The 16013-nt window shown below is 58.6% G+C and carries 10 protein-coding genes and 1 tRNA gene; 10 read left to right on the top strand and 1 reads right to left on the bottom strand.

What is annotated here, in order from left to right; all coding sequences use genetic code 11:
• The first annotated feature begins 109 nt into the window (after window positions 1-109).
• The 9 genes from ACSEXS_RS05100 (at window position 110) to ACSEXS_RS05140 (ending at window position 13788) form a co-directional block, all read left to right on the top strand.
• A complete protein-coding gene (locus ACSEXS_RS05100) occupies window positions 110-964 on the top strand; it encodes a helix-turn-helix domain-containing protein (RefSeq protein WP_438432088.1) in 855 nt (284 codons plus the stop codon).
• A 103-nt stretch (window positions 965-1067) separates the two neighbouring features.
• On the top strand, window positions 1068-2237 hold the full coding sequence (locus ACSEXS_RS05105; RefSeq protein WP_438432089.1) for a GntR family transcriptional regulator: 1170 nt from the start codon (window positions 1068-1070) through the stop codon (window positions 2235-2237).
• A 167-nt stretch (window positions 2238-2404) separates the two neighbouring features.
• A complete protein-coding gene (locus ACSEXS_RS05110) occupies window positions 2405-3625 on the top strand; it encodes a GntR family transcriptional regulator (RefSeq protein WP_438432090.1) in 1221 nt (406 codons plus the stop codon).
• Between the two features lie 58 nt (window positions 3626-3683).
• Window positions 3684-4643, top strand: coding sequence for a carbohydrate ABC transporter permease (locus tag ACSEXS_RS05115; protein ID WP_438432091.1), 960 nt, complete (start codon window positions 3684-3686; stop codon window positions 4641-4643).
• A gap of 3 nt (window positions 4644-4646) precedes the next feature.
• A complete protein-coding gene (locus tag ACSEXS_RS05120; RefSeq protein ID WP_438432092.1) occupies window positions 4647-5573 on the top strand; it encodes a carbohydrate ABC transporter permease in 927 nt (308 codons plus the stop codon).
• A 100-nt stretch (window positions 5574-5673) separates the two neighbouring features.
• Complete coding sequence (locus tag ACSEXS_RS05125) at window positions 5674-7116, top strand: extracellular solute-binding protein (RefSeq protein WP_438432093.1); 1443 nt, start codon at window positions 5674-5676, stop codon at window positions 7114-7116.
• A gap of 90 nt (window positions 7117-7206) precedes the next feature.
• Window positions 7207-10224 carry an alpha-mannosidase gene (locus tag ACSEXS_RS05130; protein WP_438432094.1) on the top strand — a complete coding sequence of 1006 codons (3018 nt, stop codon included), beginning with the start codon at window positions 7207-7209 and terminating at the stop codon, window positions 10222-10224.
• A gap of 39 nt (window positions 10225-10263) precedes the next feature.
• Window positions 10264-12483 carry a hypothetical protein gene (locus tag ACSEXS_RS05135; RefSeq protein WP_438432095.1) on the top strand — a complete coding sequence of 740 codons (2220 nt, stop codon included), beginning with the start codon at window positions 10264-10266 and terminating at the stop codon, window positions 12481-12483.
• 45 nt (window positions 12484-12528) lie between these two features.
• Window positions 12529-13788 carry a glycoside hydrolase family 125 protein gene (locus ACSEXS_RS05140; protein ID WP_438433090.1) on the top strand — a complete coding sequence of 420 codons (1260 nt, stop codon included), beginning with the start codon at window positions 12529-12531 and terminating at the stop codon, window positions 13786-13788.
• 104 nt (window positions 13789-13892) lie between these two features.
• Here ACSEXS_RS05140 and ACSEXS_RS05145 read toward each other — a convergent pair.
• Window positions 13893-13964 (bottom strand) — tRNA-Gly (locus tag ACSEXS_RS05145).
• A 302-nt stretch (window positions 13965-14266) separates the two neighbouring features.
• On the opposite strand from ACSEXS_RS05145, the gene argS reads away from it, so the two are divergent.
• Window positions 14267-15982, top strand: coding sequence for an arginine--tRNA ligase (argS, locus tag ACSEXS_RS05150; protein WP_438433091.1), 1716 nt, complete (start codon window positions 14267-14269; stop codon window positions 15980-15982).
• The last annotated feature ends 31 nt before the right edge of the window (window positions 15983-16013 follow it).

Below are 16013 nucleotides of genomic sequence, written 5' to 3' on the forward strand. Positions count from 1 at the left end.
TTTCGGCACCTTCCTTATCGGACAGATTGGTTTGGTTTCGCTTACATTATCGCTCTCCATCCGGTATAGTTGAATGAGGAAATCACGCCAATAAGTGAGGAATCTGCGCATGTATGAACAGATCGTATATTGCAACGCCAATGTGGGCGAGGCGTTTCTCCAGATTGAGCTGGCCGGAACCTCGTACTGCGACGGAACCTACAGCATCCGGCGGGAGCGCTCCGGTTATCATGTCTTCGAGTTTATCGAGAGCGGGAGCGGAACCATCGTCTTGGACGGCCGGGAATTTCATCCGGAAGAGGGGGATGTCTACCTGCTGAAGCAGGATGAACCCCATTGGTACTATTCGTCCGGCGATCGGCCGTGGGTCAAGCATTTTATCAATGTCCGCGGGGCGTTGGCCGACCACCTAATTGCCGCTTACGCTCTGCCCGGCGGGCTGTTCCCGAACTGCCGCGTCTCCGCCTGCTTCGAGACCATCTTCTCGCTGCTGCGGGGAGGCGCATCCTCCAACCAGTCGCTGCTGCCAATCGCCTTTCACGAGCTGGTGTCGGCCATCGCGGCGAGCCGGGCAAAGAGCGAGACCAGCGACGCCGAGAAAATCAAGCTGTTTCTGGACGAGCACATTCGGCAACCCGTTCAGTTGGCCGACCTGTCGAGACTGATTTTCAAATCTCCTTCTCAGGTCAATCGTCTATTCAAGCGAGAGTATGGCCAGAGCCCGTACCACTACCTGGCGCAGCGCCGTTTGAGCAACGCCTCCATGCTGCTCCAGAATACGAACATGAGCATCCGGCAGATCGCGCTCGAACTGCAGTTTGCCGACGAGCACTACTTCTCCAATGCCTTTAAACGATTCGCGGGATTATCGCCAAGCCGGTTTCGCAAGGAAAGCGGCGGAATAGGAAAGACCGTCTTCGAACAGCGAGAAGATTTCACCGGGGAAGAAAATTCAGGAAAATAAAAAGATGCAACGATCTAGCTTTCGCCTTGATTAGACTTGTTTGACGAAAAGCCATAAATGATATATGATTTATTTTATCAATATCAATTATGGGAGCAATTGTATGCAAAACGATCGGCAGCCGCTATATATGCAAATCCAGGATTACTTTAAGGATCGGATCAAGAACGGCAGCCTGCAGGCGGGCGACAAGATTCCGGCGGAGAAGGAGCTCATGGAACAGTTTGACGTGAGCCGGATTACCGTGGCCAATGCCCTGGTGCAATTGGCTAAGGACGGCTGGATCTACCGCATACCGGGACGCGGCAGCTTCGTGAGCGAGCCGGCGGCGGAGACTTCACACGTTCGCCCGGCGGAAACGACGGCGGGTGCCGTTTCCTTCGAACCTTCCGCTCCCCGCCCGGCCAGCACAAGGAAACGGATGATCGGTCTGATCATCCCGACGATGTCGGATTACTTTGCCATCCGGCTCATTTCGGGCATCAACCGGGTGCTGACGGAGAGAGGCTACTACCTGTACATCGCCCTCAGCCACAATTCAATCGAGACGGAGAAGGCCCTGATCCAGGAGTGCCTGGCGAACGATACCGCCGGCTTGATCATTTTTCCGAGCGACGCGGAGACTTACAACGAAGAGATTCTATCGCTTAAAATGTCCAATTATCCGTTCGTGCTGATCGACCGGTACCTGGCGGGCGTGGAAACGAATTTCGTCTGTACGGACGGCTTGAACGGGGCGCGATTGGCCTTGAGCCACCTCTGGGAATTGGGCCACCGGGACATTGCCATCTGTTCGGATACTCCGTTGCCGACGATTACGGTCAGCGACCGGATCAATGGCTATATGGAGGGACTGAAGGAGCACGGGACCTTGATTAATCCGGCGATGATCCTGACCGACTTCAAGGTCGATTATTCGGAGATCGATCCCCAACACCCGTTGTACCGGTTTATCCGCAACCGCATGGCGACGGCTTACATTACCCTGAACGCCAGGCTCGGGGTCTATCTGTCCACGGTCGCCAAGCAGATCGGACTGCGGGTGCCGGAGGATCTGTCGATCGTGACGTTCGACGACCCCTCGTCCGGCTACGGCGAATTCGGAACCTACACGCATATCTCCCAATCCGAGGAAAGGATGGGCGGTGAAGCGGCGGAGATTCTGGTGGATCTCTTGGAAGGCAAGGCGCGACCGGCAAAATACAGCAAGACCGTCCTGGAGCCGAAACTGGTCGTCCGTTCCTCGACGGGACCCGTCCCGCCTGTTTCCTAATCGGGCTTAGCCGCTGCCGAATCTTTCCGCTGAACCCGGTATTCCTCAAATCCTTCGACACGTCCCCCAACATCGCCGAAAGGCGGGTTGGGGCTTTTTGGGTTTGACTTAATGATATATATGAAATATGATTATTATGTATTTTAGTGCAGATAAGGAGAATTGTCATGCAGACCGATCGACAACCGCTCTATATGCAGATTCAGGATTATTTTCGGCAGCGAATTGTAAGCGGTTTCTTTAAGCCGGGCGGCAAGATCCCGCCGGAAAAGGAGCTGATGGAGCAATTCGGCGTCAGCCGGATAACCGTGGCGAATGCTTTGACCCAATTGGCCGAGGACGGCTGGATCTACCGCATTCCGGGCAAAGGAAGCTTCGTGCAGGAGGGGACCGGCAGCGGCCGGAATGGGCCGGACAGTGTGATGGCTTCGTTGGGCGAGGCGGCCGCCGCAGTAGAAGAACGGGGAAGGGGAGACGTCCGGCAGGCTAAGCGGAAACGGGTCGGCTTGATCCTGCCCATGCTGGAGGATTATTTCGCCCTGCGGCTGATCTCCGGTATCGATGAAGTATTGTCGGCTGCCGGTTTCACGCTCTTTGTCGCCCTTAGCCACAATTCAATCGAGAGAGAAAAGCGGTTGATCCAGGAGTGCCTCGAGCATGGAACGGCGGGGCTGCTTATCTTTCCATGCGATGCGGAGACGTACAACGAAGAGATTCTGGCGCTCAAGCTGGCGGATTATCCCTTCGTGCTAATCGACCGGCCGCTCGCCGGCATAGAGACGAATTCTGTCTGCGCGGACAGCAGGGAAGGGGCGAAGCTGGCTTTTCACCATCTCTGGAACCTGGGGCACCGGGAAATCGCCATTTGCTCGGACACGCCGCTATCCACCATCACGGTCAGCGACCGGATCAGCGGATACATGGAAGCGGTCAAAGAACACGGGGCCTTGATTGATCCGGCGATGATTCTGACTGATTTCCAGGTAGACTATACGGATTTCAACGAAGAGCATCCTCTGCGGCAGTTCATTCAGCAGCGGCATGCCACCGCGTACATCACGCTTAACGCCCGGCTTGGCGTCTACATTTCCCAAGCGGCCAAGCAGGCAGGTCTTCGGGTGCCCGACGATGTCTCGGTGTTGACCTTCGACGACCCGTCCTCCGGCTATGACGAGTTCGGAACGTATACGCATATCTCCCAATCGGAGATCCGCATGGGCAGGGAGGCGGCTGAAATTCTGCTCCGCTCGCTGGAGCCGTCACGTGCCGCGGGGAGGCGCCTGTACCGGAAAATCGTCCTTCAGCCGGAGCTGGTGGAGAGGCGTTCCACCGCAGCCCGACCGCTAGGAGGAGAACAACCTGACGCGCGGCTTGAAAATGAGCGTTGACCATTATATTAATATTATATATATTAAATATGAATTATAATTGATGGGAGGTAATCGAATGGAACGGTCTGTTCCATTGCAACAAAGAACCCAGACCAAGTGGAAGGGGTTCTATGTCCGTCACCGGGATGCCATCGTGGCGGCAATCATTCTCGGTCCGATGCTGATCTGGTGGGCGGTCATCAGCCTGTTTCCCACTTTATTCGGTTTTTTTCTCGGCTTCTTCGATTGGGTAGGCATTCAGAGCAAACCGAAATTCGTCTGGTTTGACAACTACATCCGTTTTTTTCATGATCCTATGTATTATGAGGCTCTCTGGCGCTCGATCTGGATGGGCGGGCTGGTGACCGTGGTAACCTTGGCCGCCGGCTTCGGGGCGGCTCTCCTCATGAACATGCCGCTCTTCGGCAAGGGAATCTACCGCTCCGTCTGGTATATCCCGGCGGTGACCTCGACGGTTGCCACGACCCAGGTCTTCAATTATTTCCTCGATCCGAACAACGGAATCATCAATCATATTCTGGTCAAATTGGGACACGAACCGATCGTCTGGGCCTTTTCGATTCCATGGAGCGTCTTCTGGATCGTTGTCTATTCGGCTTGGAAAGGCGTAGGAGGCTCGGCGTTGATCTGGCTGGCGGGACTCCAATCGGTGGATGTCACCCTGTATGAAGCGGCAGAGATCGACGGGGCCAACAAACGCCAGAAGCTGAAGCATGTGACGCTGCCGGGCCTGAAGCCGATCGCGACCTACATCATCATCACGAGCCTGATCGGGGCGATCCAAATTTACGAGCAGGTCATGTTCCTGACCGCCGGCGGTCCCTATGGAAAGACGGAGGTTCTCGTCTTCCGGATCTACCGCGACGCGTTCTGGGACTTCAATCTCGGCATGGCAGGCACTTCATCGGTCGTCATGGCGGCCATTGTGATCTTTGCCACTGTCTTGTATTACCGCAAGCAGATGAAGGACGACCGGAGAACGACCATTCCGATCACCGGCAGGAAGGGGAGGTAGACGATGGCGGCAACCACACACTCCGCCCCGCGCGCCCGCAGGATCAAGGCCAGCCATATGCTGGCGCATGTCGTGCTCGCCGGTGTCGGATTCACGCTGCTTTATCCTTTGGTTTTCATGGTCATGGCCGGTTTCTTCGACAAGGAGGAATTCGCCAGCCGGATTCTCGGCTTGTTCCCGATCGCCCATGCGCCGACTCTGGCCAACTTCAAGATTCTGATCCTGGGGTCAGCGGACAGCCATATCCAACTGTATGTGCGCAATTCGCTGATCCGTACGCTGTACAACACCTTCTGTGCGGTGCTGACCTCTTTCCTCGGCGGGTATGCATTCGGCCGTCTGCGCTTCAAGGGAAAGGAAGGCTTGTTCCTCGCGCTGCTCGCCACCCAGATGATACCGGGCGTCGTGGCTCTGATGCCGACCTATCTTCAGATGGCCCGCTGGCCGTTTGCCGGCGGCAACCATGTTTTCACCGGAGGCACAGGCATTCTCGATACCTGGTGGGTCTATCTTATCGGCGGTCCGGCCATCAACATCATGGGAACCTTTCTCGTCAAGCAGTCGATGGAAAAGGTGCCGATCGAGCTGGACGAAGCGGCGAAGGTCGACGGAGCCGGCGCTTTTCGTATCCTCTTCAAGGTGCTGTTCCCGCTGCAGCTGCCCATCATGGCTTATATTGCCATCACAACGGCGCTTGGAACGTGGAACGACTTCGCAACGCCGTTCTTCTATACCAGCAGCGACAGCCTGCAAACCTTGCCCGCCGCCATCACGCGGCTGACCGCGGCGGCGACCGGCGCGATGGGCACCCCCAACTATCCGCTCATCATCACGCTGAGTCTTGGTACGACCATTCCTGCTCTGCTCATCTTCTTCTTTTTCCAAAAGTATATCGTTCAAGGCCTTGCCAACACCGGCATCAAGGGCTAAAAAAGAAACAAATGACTTATATAAACTATATTGAATATTAAAATAATATATGTTATGTTGTTTTTGTAATCGCTTAACAAATGAACATGGAGGGGTTCTCATGAAGAAAAACCGTATGGCCGTAATGGCCGTCACCGCCCTGCTGGCAACCAGCCTTGCCGGCTGTGGAGGAGGCTCCAAGGAAGGCGGCAGCCCTAGTCCGAGCACGGCCGGCGAGCCGTCGCCTTCGTCATCTGCCTCTGCGGCGCCTGCGACGGCAGGCAGTGCCGCAACGACGATCACGGTATTAAGCGAAGGCGCTACCAACATCGGCTCCGGCAACCTGGCCGATTTGTTCGCTCCGAAGGAAGAAGAATTGAAAGGCAAGGGCAGCAGCGTTGAATACACTCCCGGCAAACCGATGGGGACGGATGCTTTCGGGTATCTGTTCAACAAATCGATCTTCAACCAATTGCAGGCCAAGAACATCAGCGTAAAATATGAGGACTGGGGTTGGGCCGACCAACTGACCCAGAAGGAAACGGCGGCTTTCCTGGCCAAGAACGTTCCGGATCTGATCGTCGGGGAGACGCAGATGCCCGGCTTCGCCCAGCAAGGCTTGCTGGAACCGTTTCCGGATGAACTGGCGAACGAAATTCGGGAAAAGGTAGTCGAGGCGGCCTGGAAGCCGATGGATTACAACGGCAAGCTCTACGGGCTGGCTTCCCAACCGGGCGTAAGCAGCCTGTTCTGGAACAAGAAGCTGGTGAGGGAAGCCGGGATCGATCCTGACAAGGCTCCTGCGACCTGGGCGGAGCTTTTGGGTAACGTCAAGAAGGTAACGGCCGCCGGGAAAGGAAAGTATTATGGCGGCGGAGTTTATGCCGGGGCGAATGCAGGCGGGTACCTGCGCTACGGTACGCTGCTCGTCATCAACGGAGGCGGTTTTGCCGTCGATGGTCAGCCGGCATTCAACACGGCCCAGAACGTCGAAGCCGTTCAGTTTCTCCGCGAGCTGGGCTCGAACTTCCCTCCGGGCGTCATGGTCGCCACGAGCGAGGGGACCTATTTCGACGCTTGGTACAAGAGCCAGATTGCCTACAGCATCGACGGCCCTTGGGGCGCTCAGCAATCCCGCGACAAGGGAATTGACGTCGGCATGGCGCCGCTCCCGCTTTCGCCGAACGGTTCAGCCGGCAACATCACCATCGGCGCGGCCTTCTACTCGGTACCGAAGGACGCGAAGAACAAGGAAGCTGCCTTCGAATACATCCGGGCGTTATACAGCAAGGATGTTCAACAACTGGTAGCGGATTCGAACAACCGCGCTCCGGTCCTGAAGGAAATTGCCGAGGCCGCCAATTACAAGGAGCAGCATCCGGAAATGTACAGCAGCTACCAGGCGATGAGCGGCAATGTCCAAGGGCTGCCGACTTTCGCCAAGGACAATTCCAAGGCATGGCAGACTTTCGGCGACGCTGTCGTCAAGTCGATCATGACCAAGGGCGACATTCCATCGATCCTGAACGACGCTCAGAAGAAAGCGGAAGCCATCACCAAATAAAGAGGAGAGCAGAGGAAGAGAGCGGGTATTTGTCCGCTCTCCCTTCTTGCCTGAACGAATGATTCTGGAGGAGCCAAGGAGTGAGTTCACATGCCATACGAAACAAAATCAATCATGCTGGATAAAGCGAAGGCCGTGCTTCCCCGTTTGCGGGATGCAATCTACGAACCGATCGGAGAGCTTGCGATCGAAGCATGGTTAACCAAGGAGCCGGTGTCGTTTGCCGAACGGCAGTCCGGAACTGCGCTTGGTGCCCTGCGCAAAGGGGATAAATGGGGAGATTTGTGGGACTGCGCCTGGATGCATGTGACGGGCGTTGTGCCTGTGGCAGCGGCCGGACGCAAAGTGGTGGCCTTGCTTGATGTGAACGGCGAGCTTTGCGTCGTCGACGACAACGGGGTTCCTTATCGGGGGCTCACGACGAAGCGTTCCAGCTTCGACCTGATTCTGGGTTCGCCCTGCAAGCGGGAATTGGCAATCAGCGACCCGGCATCGGGAGGAGAACCCATCGACTTCTGGGCCGATGCGGGCTGCAACGACCTGTTCGGGAACTTCACGGGCGGTACGATCATGGAAGCGACGATTGCGATCTGCAACGAGAGCTGCAGGCATTTGTATTATGACTGGGAGGTACTGGTTGAGCTGGCGGAGCAGCTGCCGGATTCGGCAGCGCGGAGGGCGCAGGTGGTGCAAACCTTGTACGAGGCTTCCCTCGTGCTGGCCGAGCTTCGACCGGAATCGGTGAGCCGGGCCATGGACATGGTTGCCAAGGAGCTGAACCGCAAGGGCGGCGACCCGGTGCTGGAGATTAGCGCCCTCGGCCACGCCCATATCGATCTCGCTTGGCTGTGGCCGATTCGCGAGACGATCCGCAAGGGAGCCCGGACTTTTGCCACCGCTCTGCGCAATATGGAGCAGGACCCCGACTACGTGTTCGGGGCCAGCCAGCCTCAGCTCTACCAATGGATGAAGGAATTCTATCCCGGCCTTTTTGAACAGATCAAAGAACGGGTTAGAGAAGGGCGCTGGGAGGCGCAGGGAGCGATGTGGGTCGAACCGGACACCAATCTCTCCGGCGGCGAAGCCCTGGTGCGGCAGATTCTGTACGGCAAGCGCTTCTTCCGGGAGGAATTCGGCCGCGATATGAAGGTGCTGTGGCTGCCGGACGTCTTCGGGTACAGCGGATCCTTGCCGCAATTGTTGAAGAAATCGGGTGTCGATTACATGATGACGCAGAAACTGTCCTGGAGCGTCTATAACACCCATCCGCACCACAGCTTTTATTGGGAGGGAATTGACGGAACCCGGGTGCTCACCCACCTGCCGCCGGAGGATACCTACAACAGTCCGGCCGCACCGCGCTCGGCAGCCAAGATCGAGAAGGACTATTTGGATCGGGGCGTTTCGGAGCATGCGCTTCTGCTCTTCGGCATCGGGGACGGCGGCGGCGGGCCCGGAGAAGAGCATTTGGAGCGGCTTAAGCGGATGAAGGACCTGCTCGGGCTGCCCCGCGTCGTACAGGAGAGCTCGCTCGCCTTCTTCGGCAAGCTGGAGCAGGAAGCGCACCGCTTCCAGACCTACAAAGGCGAGCTGTACCTGGAAAAGCATCAAGGGACCTTCACCACGCAAGGGCGCAACAAGCGGTATAACCGCAAGCTGGAGACCGCCCTGCGCGAGCTGGAATATGCCGCTTCCCTTCTGTGGGTGCTGGAAGGAGCTCCTTATCCGGCCGACCAGCTGGAACGCATCTGGAAAGAGGTCTTGCTCTACCAGTTCCACGACATCCTGCCCGGGTCTTCGATCACCCGCGTCTATGCCGAATCGCTGGAGCGCTATGAAGCCTTGTCCGACGAGGTCCGCGGATTGCTTCGTCAAGCTTACGCGCGGCTGGCCGGTCTTGCGGGGTGGACCAAGGGAGCGGCCGTGTTCAATTCGCTTCCCTGGGACCGGACGGAGTGGGTTCAGAGGGACGGGAGCTGGATACGGGTAACCGTCCCCGCCATGGGAGCTCGGGCACTCGAGGAAGGCGCAACTCCGCAGCCGCAGTCGGCGAATGCGGAAGCTGCGGGGCGTACGCTCGAGAACGAGGCTCTGCTCGTCCGCTTCGACGAGGAAGGGCATATCGAGTCGCTGTATGACAAGGCAAACGACCGGGAGGTGCTCTACCCGGGCAGCCGCGCCAATGTCTTCTCGGTGTATCACGACGACGGAGATGCCTGGGATTTCCCGCAGGATTACCGGGAGCGGCTCGCGGGTACGATGCGGCTCGAGACAAGCCGGGCTTATGAAGACGGTCCGCACGCGGTGCTCGAGCAGGTATATGCCTTCGGCTCCTCGCAGCTGGTGCAACGCATTCGGCTCTCAGCCGGCGAGTCCGTGCTGCGCTTCGAGACGGAAGCGGATTGGAACGAATCGGGGAAGATGCTGCGCGTTTCGTTTCCCGTGAACGTATTTACCGACACGGTGACCTGCGACATCCAGTTCGGCTCGATCAAGCGTCCGACGACGCGCAACAACCAGTTGGAATTCGCCAGGGACGAGATCTGCGCCCATCATTACATTGACCTGTCGGAGAAGGGCTACGGCGTGGCACTCCTGAACGACGGCAAGTATGGACACAGCGTCCGGGGGCATGTCATGGACCTGAATCTGCTTCGTAGTCCGCTGTATCCCGATCCCGAGGCCGACCGGGCGCATCACGAATTCACGTATGCTGTTTATCCCCACGCCGGAGATGCAATCGACGCCCAAGTGGGTCGGCTCGGCTACGAACTCAACCTTCCGCTAACGGTAGCGGAATGCGGGGAAGATACAGCCGGGATCACCGCCCGCCAAACGCCGGAGCCGCTGATCACAGTCGGCAATCCGCGGATTATGCTGGAGGCGGTCAAGAAAGCCGAAGACAGCGATCATCTGATCTTCCGCCTGTACGAAACGGCGGGAGCGCATGCGCGGTCGAGCATCGCCTTTGGATTTCCCTGCGACACGATCGAGGAAGCCAATCTTCTTGAAGAGCCGGTAGAGCTGCTCGGAGAGAAGGCGTCCACCGTGGAATTGGATTTCAAGCCGTTCGAGATTCGCACCTTGCGGGTAGCGTTTGACTCTTGAACCGCGGCGCAAGGACAGATCGGAGAGGAGACGAAGCGAATGAACAGCCGGGAGCGGGAACGAACCGGTTTTCAGGAGGGCGGCGCTTATGATGACCGCTACGATCTTCAGACGGACTTTGTGATGGTCTACGGAATCGGGCCTTCCATGCCGGAGCGCGTTCGCCAGTGGGCGGAGCGGGGGTACCGCGTCCATCTCATGACCGGGGTGTCGTGGGGCGGGTACCAAGATTACCTGAACGGGCGCTTCGACGGACGTCTGCACTGGGATGAAGCGCAGACCTACAAGAGCGGAGAGACGATCATTCACGGCACCTCGCAGGACATCCCGTACATGGTGCCGACGATTGCCTACAGCAACTACCTGATCGAGAAAATCCGTCCTGCCGTGGATGCCGGGGTGGATGCGATCCATCTGGAGGAGCCGGAGTTTTGGGTGGAAGGCGGCTACTCCGAAGCCTTTAAGCGGGAATGGCTGAATTACTATTCGGAGCCGTGGCAGGATCCGGACAGCTCGGAAGACGCGCAATACAGGGCTTCGAAGCTGAAGGCGTACCTGTATACCCGCTGCCTCGACCGTCTCTGTTCGGCCCTCAAGGAATATTCGCTCGTCCGGTACGGACGGCCCCTGTACTTTTACGTTCCGACGCACAGCCTCATCAATTATTGCCAGTGGCGGATCGTCAGCCCCGAGTCGCATCTGCTCGATGTGCCGTCGATCAACGGTTACATTGCCCAGATTTGGACGGGTACGTCCCGCACCGCCAACGTTTACGAAGGAGTGCGGGCGGAGCGGACCTTTGAGACGGCGTTCCTGGAATACGGCATCATGCAGGAGCTGGTGCGCGGCACCGGCCGGCGGATGTGGTTTCTCCACGATCCGGTGGAGGACGACCCCAAGCGGAATTGGAGCGATTACCGCACCAATTACGTCAAGACGCTCGTCGCCTCCCTGCTGCATCCGGATGTCTCGCGGTACGAGGTTTCCCCTTGGCCGGGACGCGTGTTTACCGGCGAATACCCGAGCGATTCCGGCATCGGCAAGGAAACGATCCCGGCGGATTACGCCACGGTGCTCCTGACCCTCATGCACGCCCTGGAAAATATGGATCAGCCGGAGACGGAGATGATCGGTACGGCGGGACAAGCGGGCGTTCTCTTGGCGGACTCCGCCATGTATCAGCGCAAGGCTCCGGGCGTCCCGACCGCCGGCTTCATGCTGAAATACGATGGAACGAACGAGGTGGAGCTGACGGACGACTATGCCGTCAAGCTGCTGAATTTCTCTTCCTTCTATGGCCTCACGCTGCCGCTGGTCAAACGCGGCCTGCCGGTTCGCCCGGTACAGCTCGACAACATCCGGCGCTTTCCGGGCTATCTGGATAGCCACAAGCTGCTCGTGCTCAGCTATGAATTCATGAAGCCGGAATACCCGGACATTCACAGCACGTTGGCCCAGTGGGTCCGGGAGGGCGGCGCGCTGGTCTACGTCGGGGACGACAGCGACCCGTACCACCGGGTGCGGGAATGGTGGAACCAGGGTCAAAGGCGCTACGCAACGCCGCGTGAGCATTTGTTTGCTTGCCTGGGGCTCGCCGCCGACTGCGGGGAAGGGACGCATCAAGTAGGAGCAGGCGCGCTCGTCTTCCTCCGGCTCCATCCCGAACGGCTGGCGGAGAGCACCGAGGCGGCGGACCGGCTGCGGTCGGCGGTGAAGGAGGCGTTCGCCTCCGTGCAATGCCCGGCCGGAGAGTGGGAAGAGAGCAACCGGTTCCTGCTGCGGAGGGGTCCTTACCGGATCGCTTCCGTCATGGACGAATCTCTGACCCGGGAGCCGCTCGTGCTCCACGGCACGTTCGTGGACTTGTTGGAGCCGGAGCTGCCGGTCAAGCGGTTGGTGACCGTCGAGCCCGGACAGCAAGCCCTGCTATATGATCTGGAGGAGCATCCCACTTCTGCAGACTCGTCCGTCATCGCCGCTTCCTCGCGGATCGAGGAGGCGGTTGCCACGGCGGATTCCGTCGGCTTCGAGGTTCGCGGGCCTTCCGGCGTCCGTGCGGCGGCGAGGGTGCGCTGCTCCTTCCGTCCGGTTCATGTCCAATGGACGGCGGAGGGAGCGAGCCGTGAGCTGCCCTTCACCTGGGACGAGGAGACGAAGACCGTGCTGATCCGCTATGACCACCATCCGCAAGGCGCACGCATCGCAATACGGCGGGAAGCTTTGCAGCATACCGGTGCGGCCAGCCCGCAAGAATTTTGACATGGAAAGGGTGGAACCGGCTTGTCATTGCCCGAAAGCGTACGGATGCACCTGGCCGCCGCCGGCGAGAAGCTGCAGGACCGGCCTAAGCTGCTGGAGCTTTATACCAACTGCTATCCCAATACCCTGGACACGACCGTCAGCGTGACCGAGGAGGGCGGAATCTTCGTCATCACCGGCGATATCGCCGCCATGTGGCTGCGTGATTCCAGCGCACAAGTCAAGCATTATCTCCCGCTCGCGAAGGAGGACCCTGCCATTCGGCGGATTCTGGAAGGCGTTATCGCCCGCCAAATGCGCTGCATCCTGATGGACCCGTATGCCAACGCCTTTAACGAACGGCCGATCCGCGGCATTTGGGAGGACGAAACCGAGCGCAATCCTTGGATCTGGGAGCGCAAGTACGAGCTGGATTCGCTCTGTTATCCGCTTGAGCTGATCTATAAGTATTGGAAGGCGACCGGAAATGCTTCGGTCTTCACCTACGAATTCGAATGCGCCGCCCGGTTGATCGTACGGACGATGAAGACGGAGCAGCGTCATGAGGAGGCTTCCTCGTACCGGTTCCAGCGATTCAACGGAACAGCTTCGGACACCTTGACGAACGGAGGGCGGGGTACGCCCGTTCGGTATACCGGGATGTCGTGGAGCGGCTTTCGGCCGAGCGACGACGCCTGCCGCTTCGGCTATCATATCCCTTCGAATATGTTCGCCGTGGTGGTGTTGGGCTACCTCGCAGAAATCGCGACAGGCGTGCTTGGGGACGAGGGACTGGCTCGGATGGCCCGAGAGCTGCAGAGTGAGATCGATTCCGGCATTGCCGCTTATGGCACCGTCCAACATCCCGTCTTCGGGCGCATCTATGCTTACGAGACGGACGGCTGCGGAAATTTCAATCTGATGGACGACGCCAATGTCCCCAGCTTGTTGTCCATTCCCTATCTCGGCTATGCGTCTGCGGACGACCCGATCTACCGCAACACGCGACGGTTCGCGCTCAGCGGGCACAATCCTTACTATTACGAAGGAACGTTTGCCAAGGGAATCGGAAGTCCGCACACTCCGCCCGGCTACATCTGGCCGATCTCGCTGACCATGCAGGCGTTGACCAGTACGGACGGCGCAGAGATCGAAGAGCTGCTGAAGGTGCTGCAGAAGACGGATGCCGATACGGGGTTCATGCATGAAGCGTTTCATGCGGACGACCCCGGCCGGTTCACCCGTTCCTGGTTCGCCTGGGCCAACAGTCTCTTCGCCGAGCTGGCCGAGCGGGAATTGGTGGCGAAATCGGGATTGCCGGATTAAGCGTTTCAGAGGAGAGGGCTGCTGCGCTCCTCTTTTTTTCCCGTTGTGGCACAAAAAAAGACATCCACCGCGTTAAGCGATGGATGTCTTCCTGAACTTTCAAGAGCGGACGAAGGGATTCGAACCCTCGACCCTCGCCTTGGCAAGGCGATGCTCTACCACTGAGCCACGTCCGCACAATCATCAACCGTTTTTCAACGGCGAGGATCATTATAGCACGCCTTAAACCGGTGCGCAATAGCCAAAAGTCAAAGAAATTCAGCGGAAGGGGCGAAGGCGTCGCCGCGGCCGCGAGACGGTGTCGCCTCCCGGAGAGACGGGCTTGATACCGCCGCAAACCCGCGCGATTCTTGACTTTTTCCCGGGCATGCGGTAAAATCGAAAAGAAATTTGGGCTCTCTTGGTGCCATACATACGTCAAGCACCCCGGCGGGGTGCTTTGTTATATTCGACGACCGAAAGGAAGAAACGACCGATGATGCGTTACAAGCAACTGGTGAGCGGACTCATCGCCGCACAGCTCGAAGGAATCGACGAAGCGGCCATTCTCGAACTGATCGAATACCCGCCCAATCCGGAGATGGGCGACCTGTCCCTGCCCTGCTTCAAGTTGAGCAAGGCTCTGCGTAAATCGCCGCAGGCCATTGCCGACGGCCTGAAGGAGGCGCTGAAGCACGAGGCGCTGGAACGGGTGGACTCGGTATCGGGATATTTGAATATCTATCTCGACAAAGCCCGCTTCGCATCGGAGCTGACGGGCGAAATTCTGGCGGCCGGGCCCGCTTACGGCTCCCGCGACATCGGTCAGGGAGGAACGGTCGTCATCGACTATTCCTCGCCGAATATCGCCAAGCCGTTCCACATCGGCCACCTGCGTTCGACCGTGATCGGCAACGCCCTGAAGAAAATCCACCGCTTCCTGGGCTACGAGGTGGTCGGGGTCAATCACCTCGGCGACTGGGGAACGCAGTTCGGCAAGCTGATCGTGGCCTTCACCCGCTGGGGCGACGAAGCGAAGGTCGAAGCGGACGGCATCGACGAGCTGCTGCGGCTCTACGTCAAGTTCCATGACGAGGCGGAGAAGGAACCGGCCCTCGACGAGGAAGCGCGCTCGTGGTTCGTGCGGATCGAGCATGGCGACGAGGAGGCGATCCGGCTGTGGAAATGGTTCGTGTCCATCAGCCTGAAGGAGTTCAAGAAAATCTACGACCTGCTCGGTGTGGAATTCGAATCCTATGCCGGCGAGAGCTTCTATAACGACAAGATGGACGCTGTCGTGAGCGAGCTGAAGGAGAAAAACCTGCTGGTAGAAGACGATGGGGCGATGCTCGTCCGCCTGGACGACTACAACATGTCTCCGGCCCTTATCCTGAAGAAGGACGGCAGCTCGCTGTACCATACCCGCGACGTGGCGGCGGCTCTGTACCGCAAGCAGACGTACGGCTTCGTGAAGTCCTTGTACGTCACCGACTATGCCCAGAACCTGCACTTCCAGCAGCTGTTCAAGATCGTCGAGCTGATGGGCTACGACTGGGCGGGGCAGATGGCGCATGTGCCGTTCGGCCGTGTGAGCCTGGAGGGCATGAGCCTGTCCACGCGCAAAGGGAATGTCATCAAGCTGGAGGACCTGCTGCTCCAAGCCATCGACAAGACGCGCGACATCATCGACAGCAAGAACCCGAACATGCCGAACAAGGATGAAGTAGCCCGCCAGGTCGGCGTCGGCGCGATCATCTTCAACGACCTGTACGCGAACCGCATCAAGGACGTCGTCTTCTCCTGGGAAGAGGCGCTGAACTTTGAAGGCGAGTCCGGCCCTTACGTGCAGTATACCCACGCGCGCGTTTGCAGCGTGCTGCGCAAGGCGAACGGAAGCGATTCGATTGAGCTGCCGGAGGGCGTCACCGCGATCGATCCCGAAAAGCTGCTGAACCCCGAAGCCGTCGGCGTGCTCCGCGAGCTGTCCCGCTTCGGCGAACGCGTCGAGCAGGCGATGCTCAAGCTGGAGCCTTCGATGATCAGCCGCTACCTGATCGACGTGGCGCAGAGCTTTAACCGCTTCTATCACGAGTGCCCGATTCTGGTCGACGACCCGGCGGTGCGCGCTTCGCGTCTCGCGCTGGTCAAATGCGTCCAGATCACGCTGGCAAACGGCCTCGGCCTGATCGGCCTTCAGACGCCGGAGAAGATCTAAACCAATAGATGAAACGACGGCCTGCCTGGAA

Source organism: Gorillibacterium terrae, assembly GCF_051594785.1.
In the GTDB taxonomy this organism is placed as follows: Bacteria; Bacillota; Bacilli; order Paenibacillales; family NBRC-103111; genus Gorillibacterium.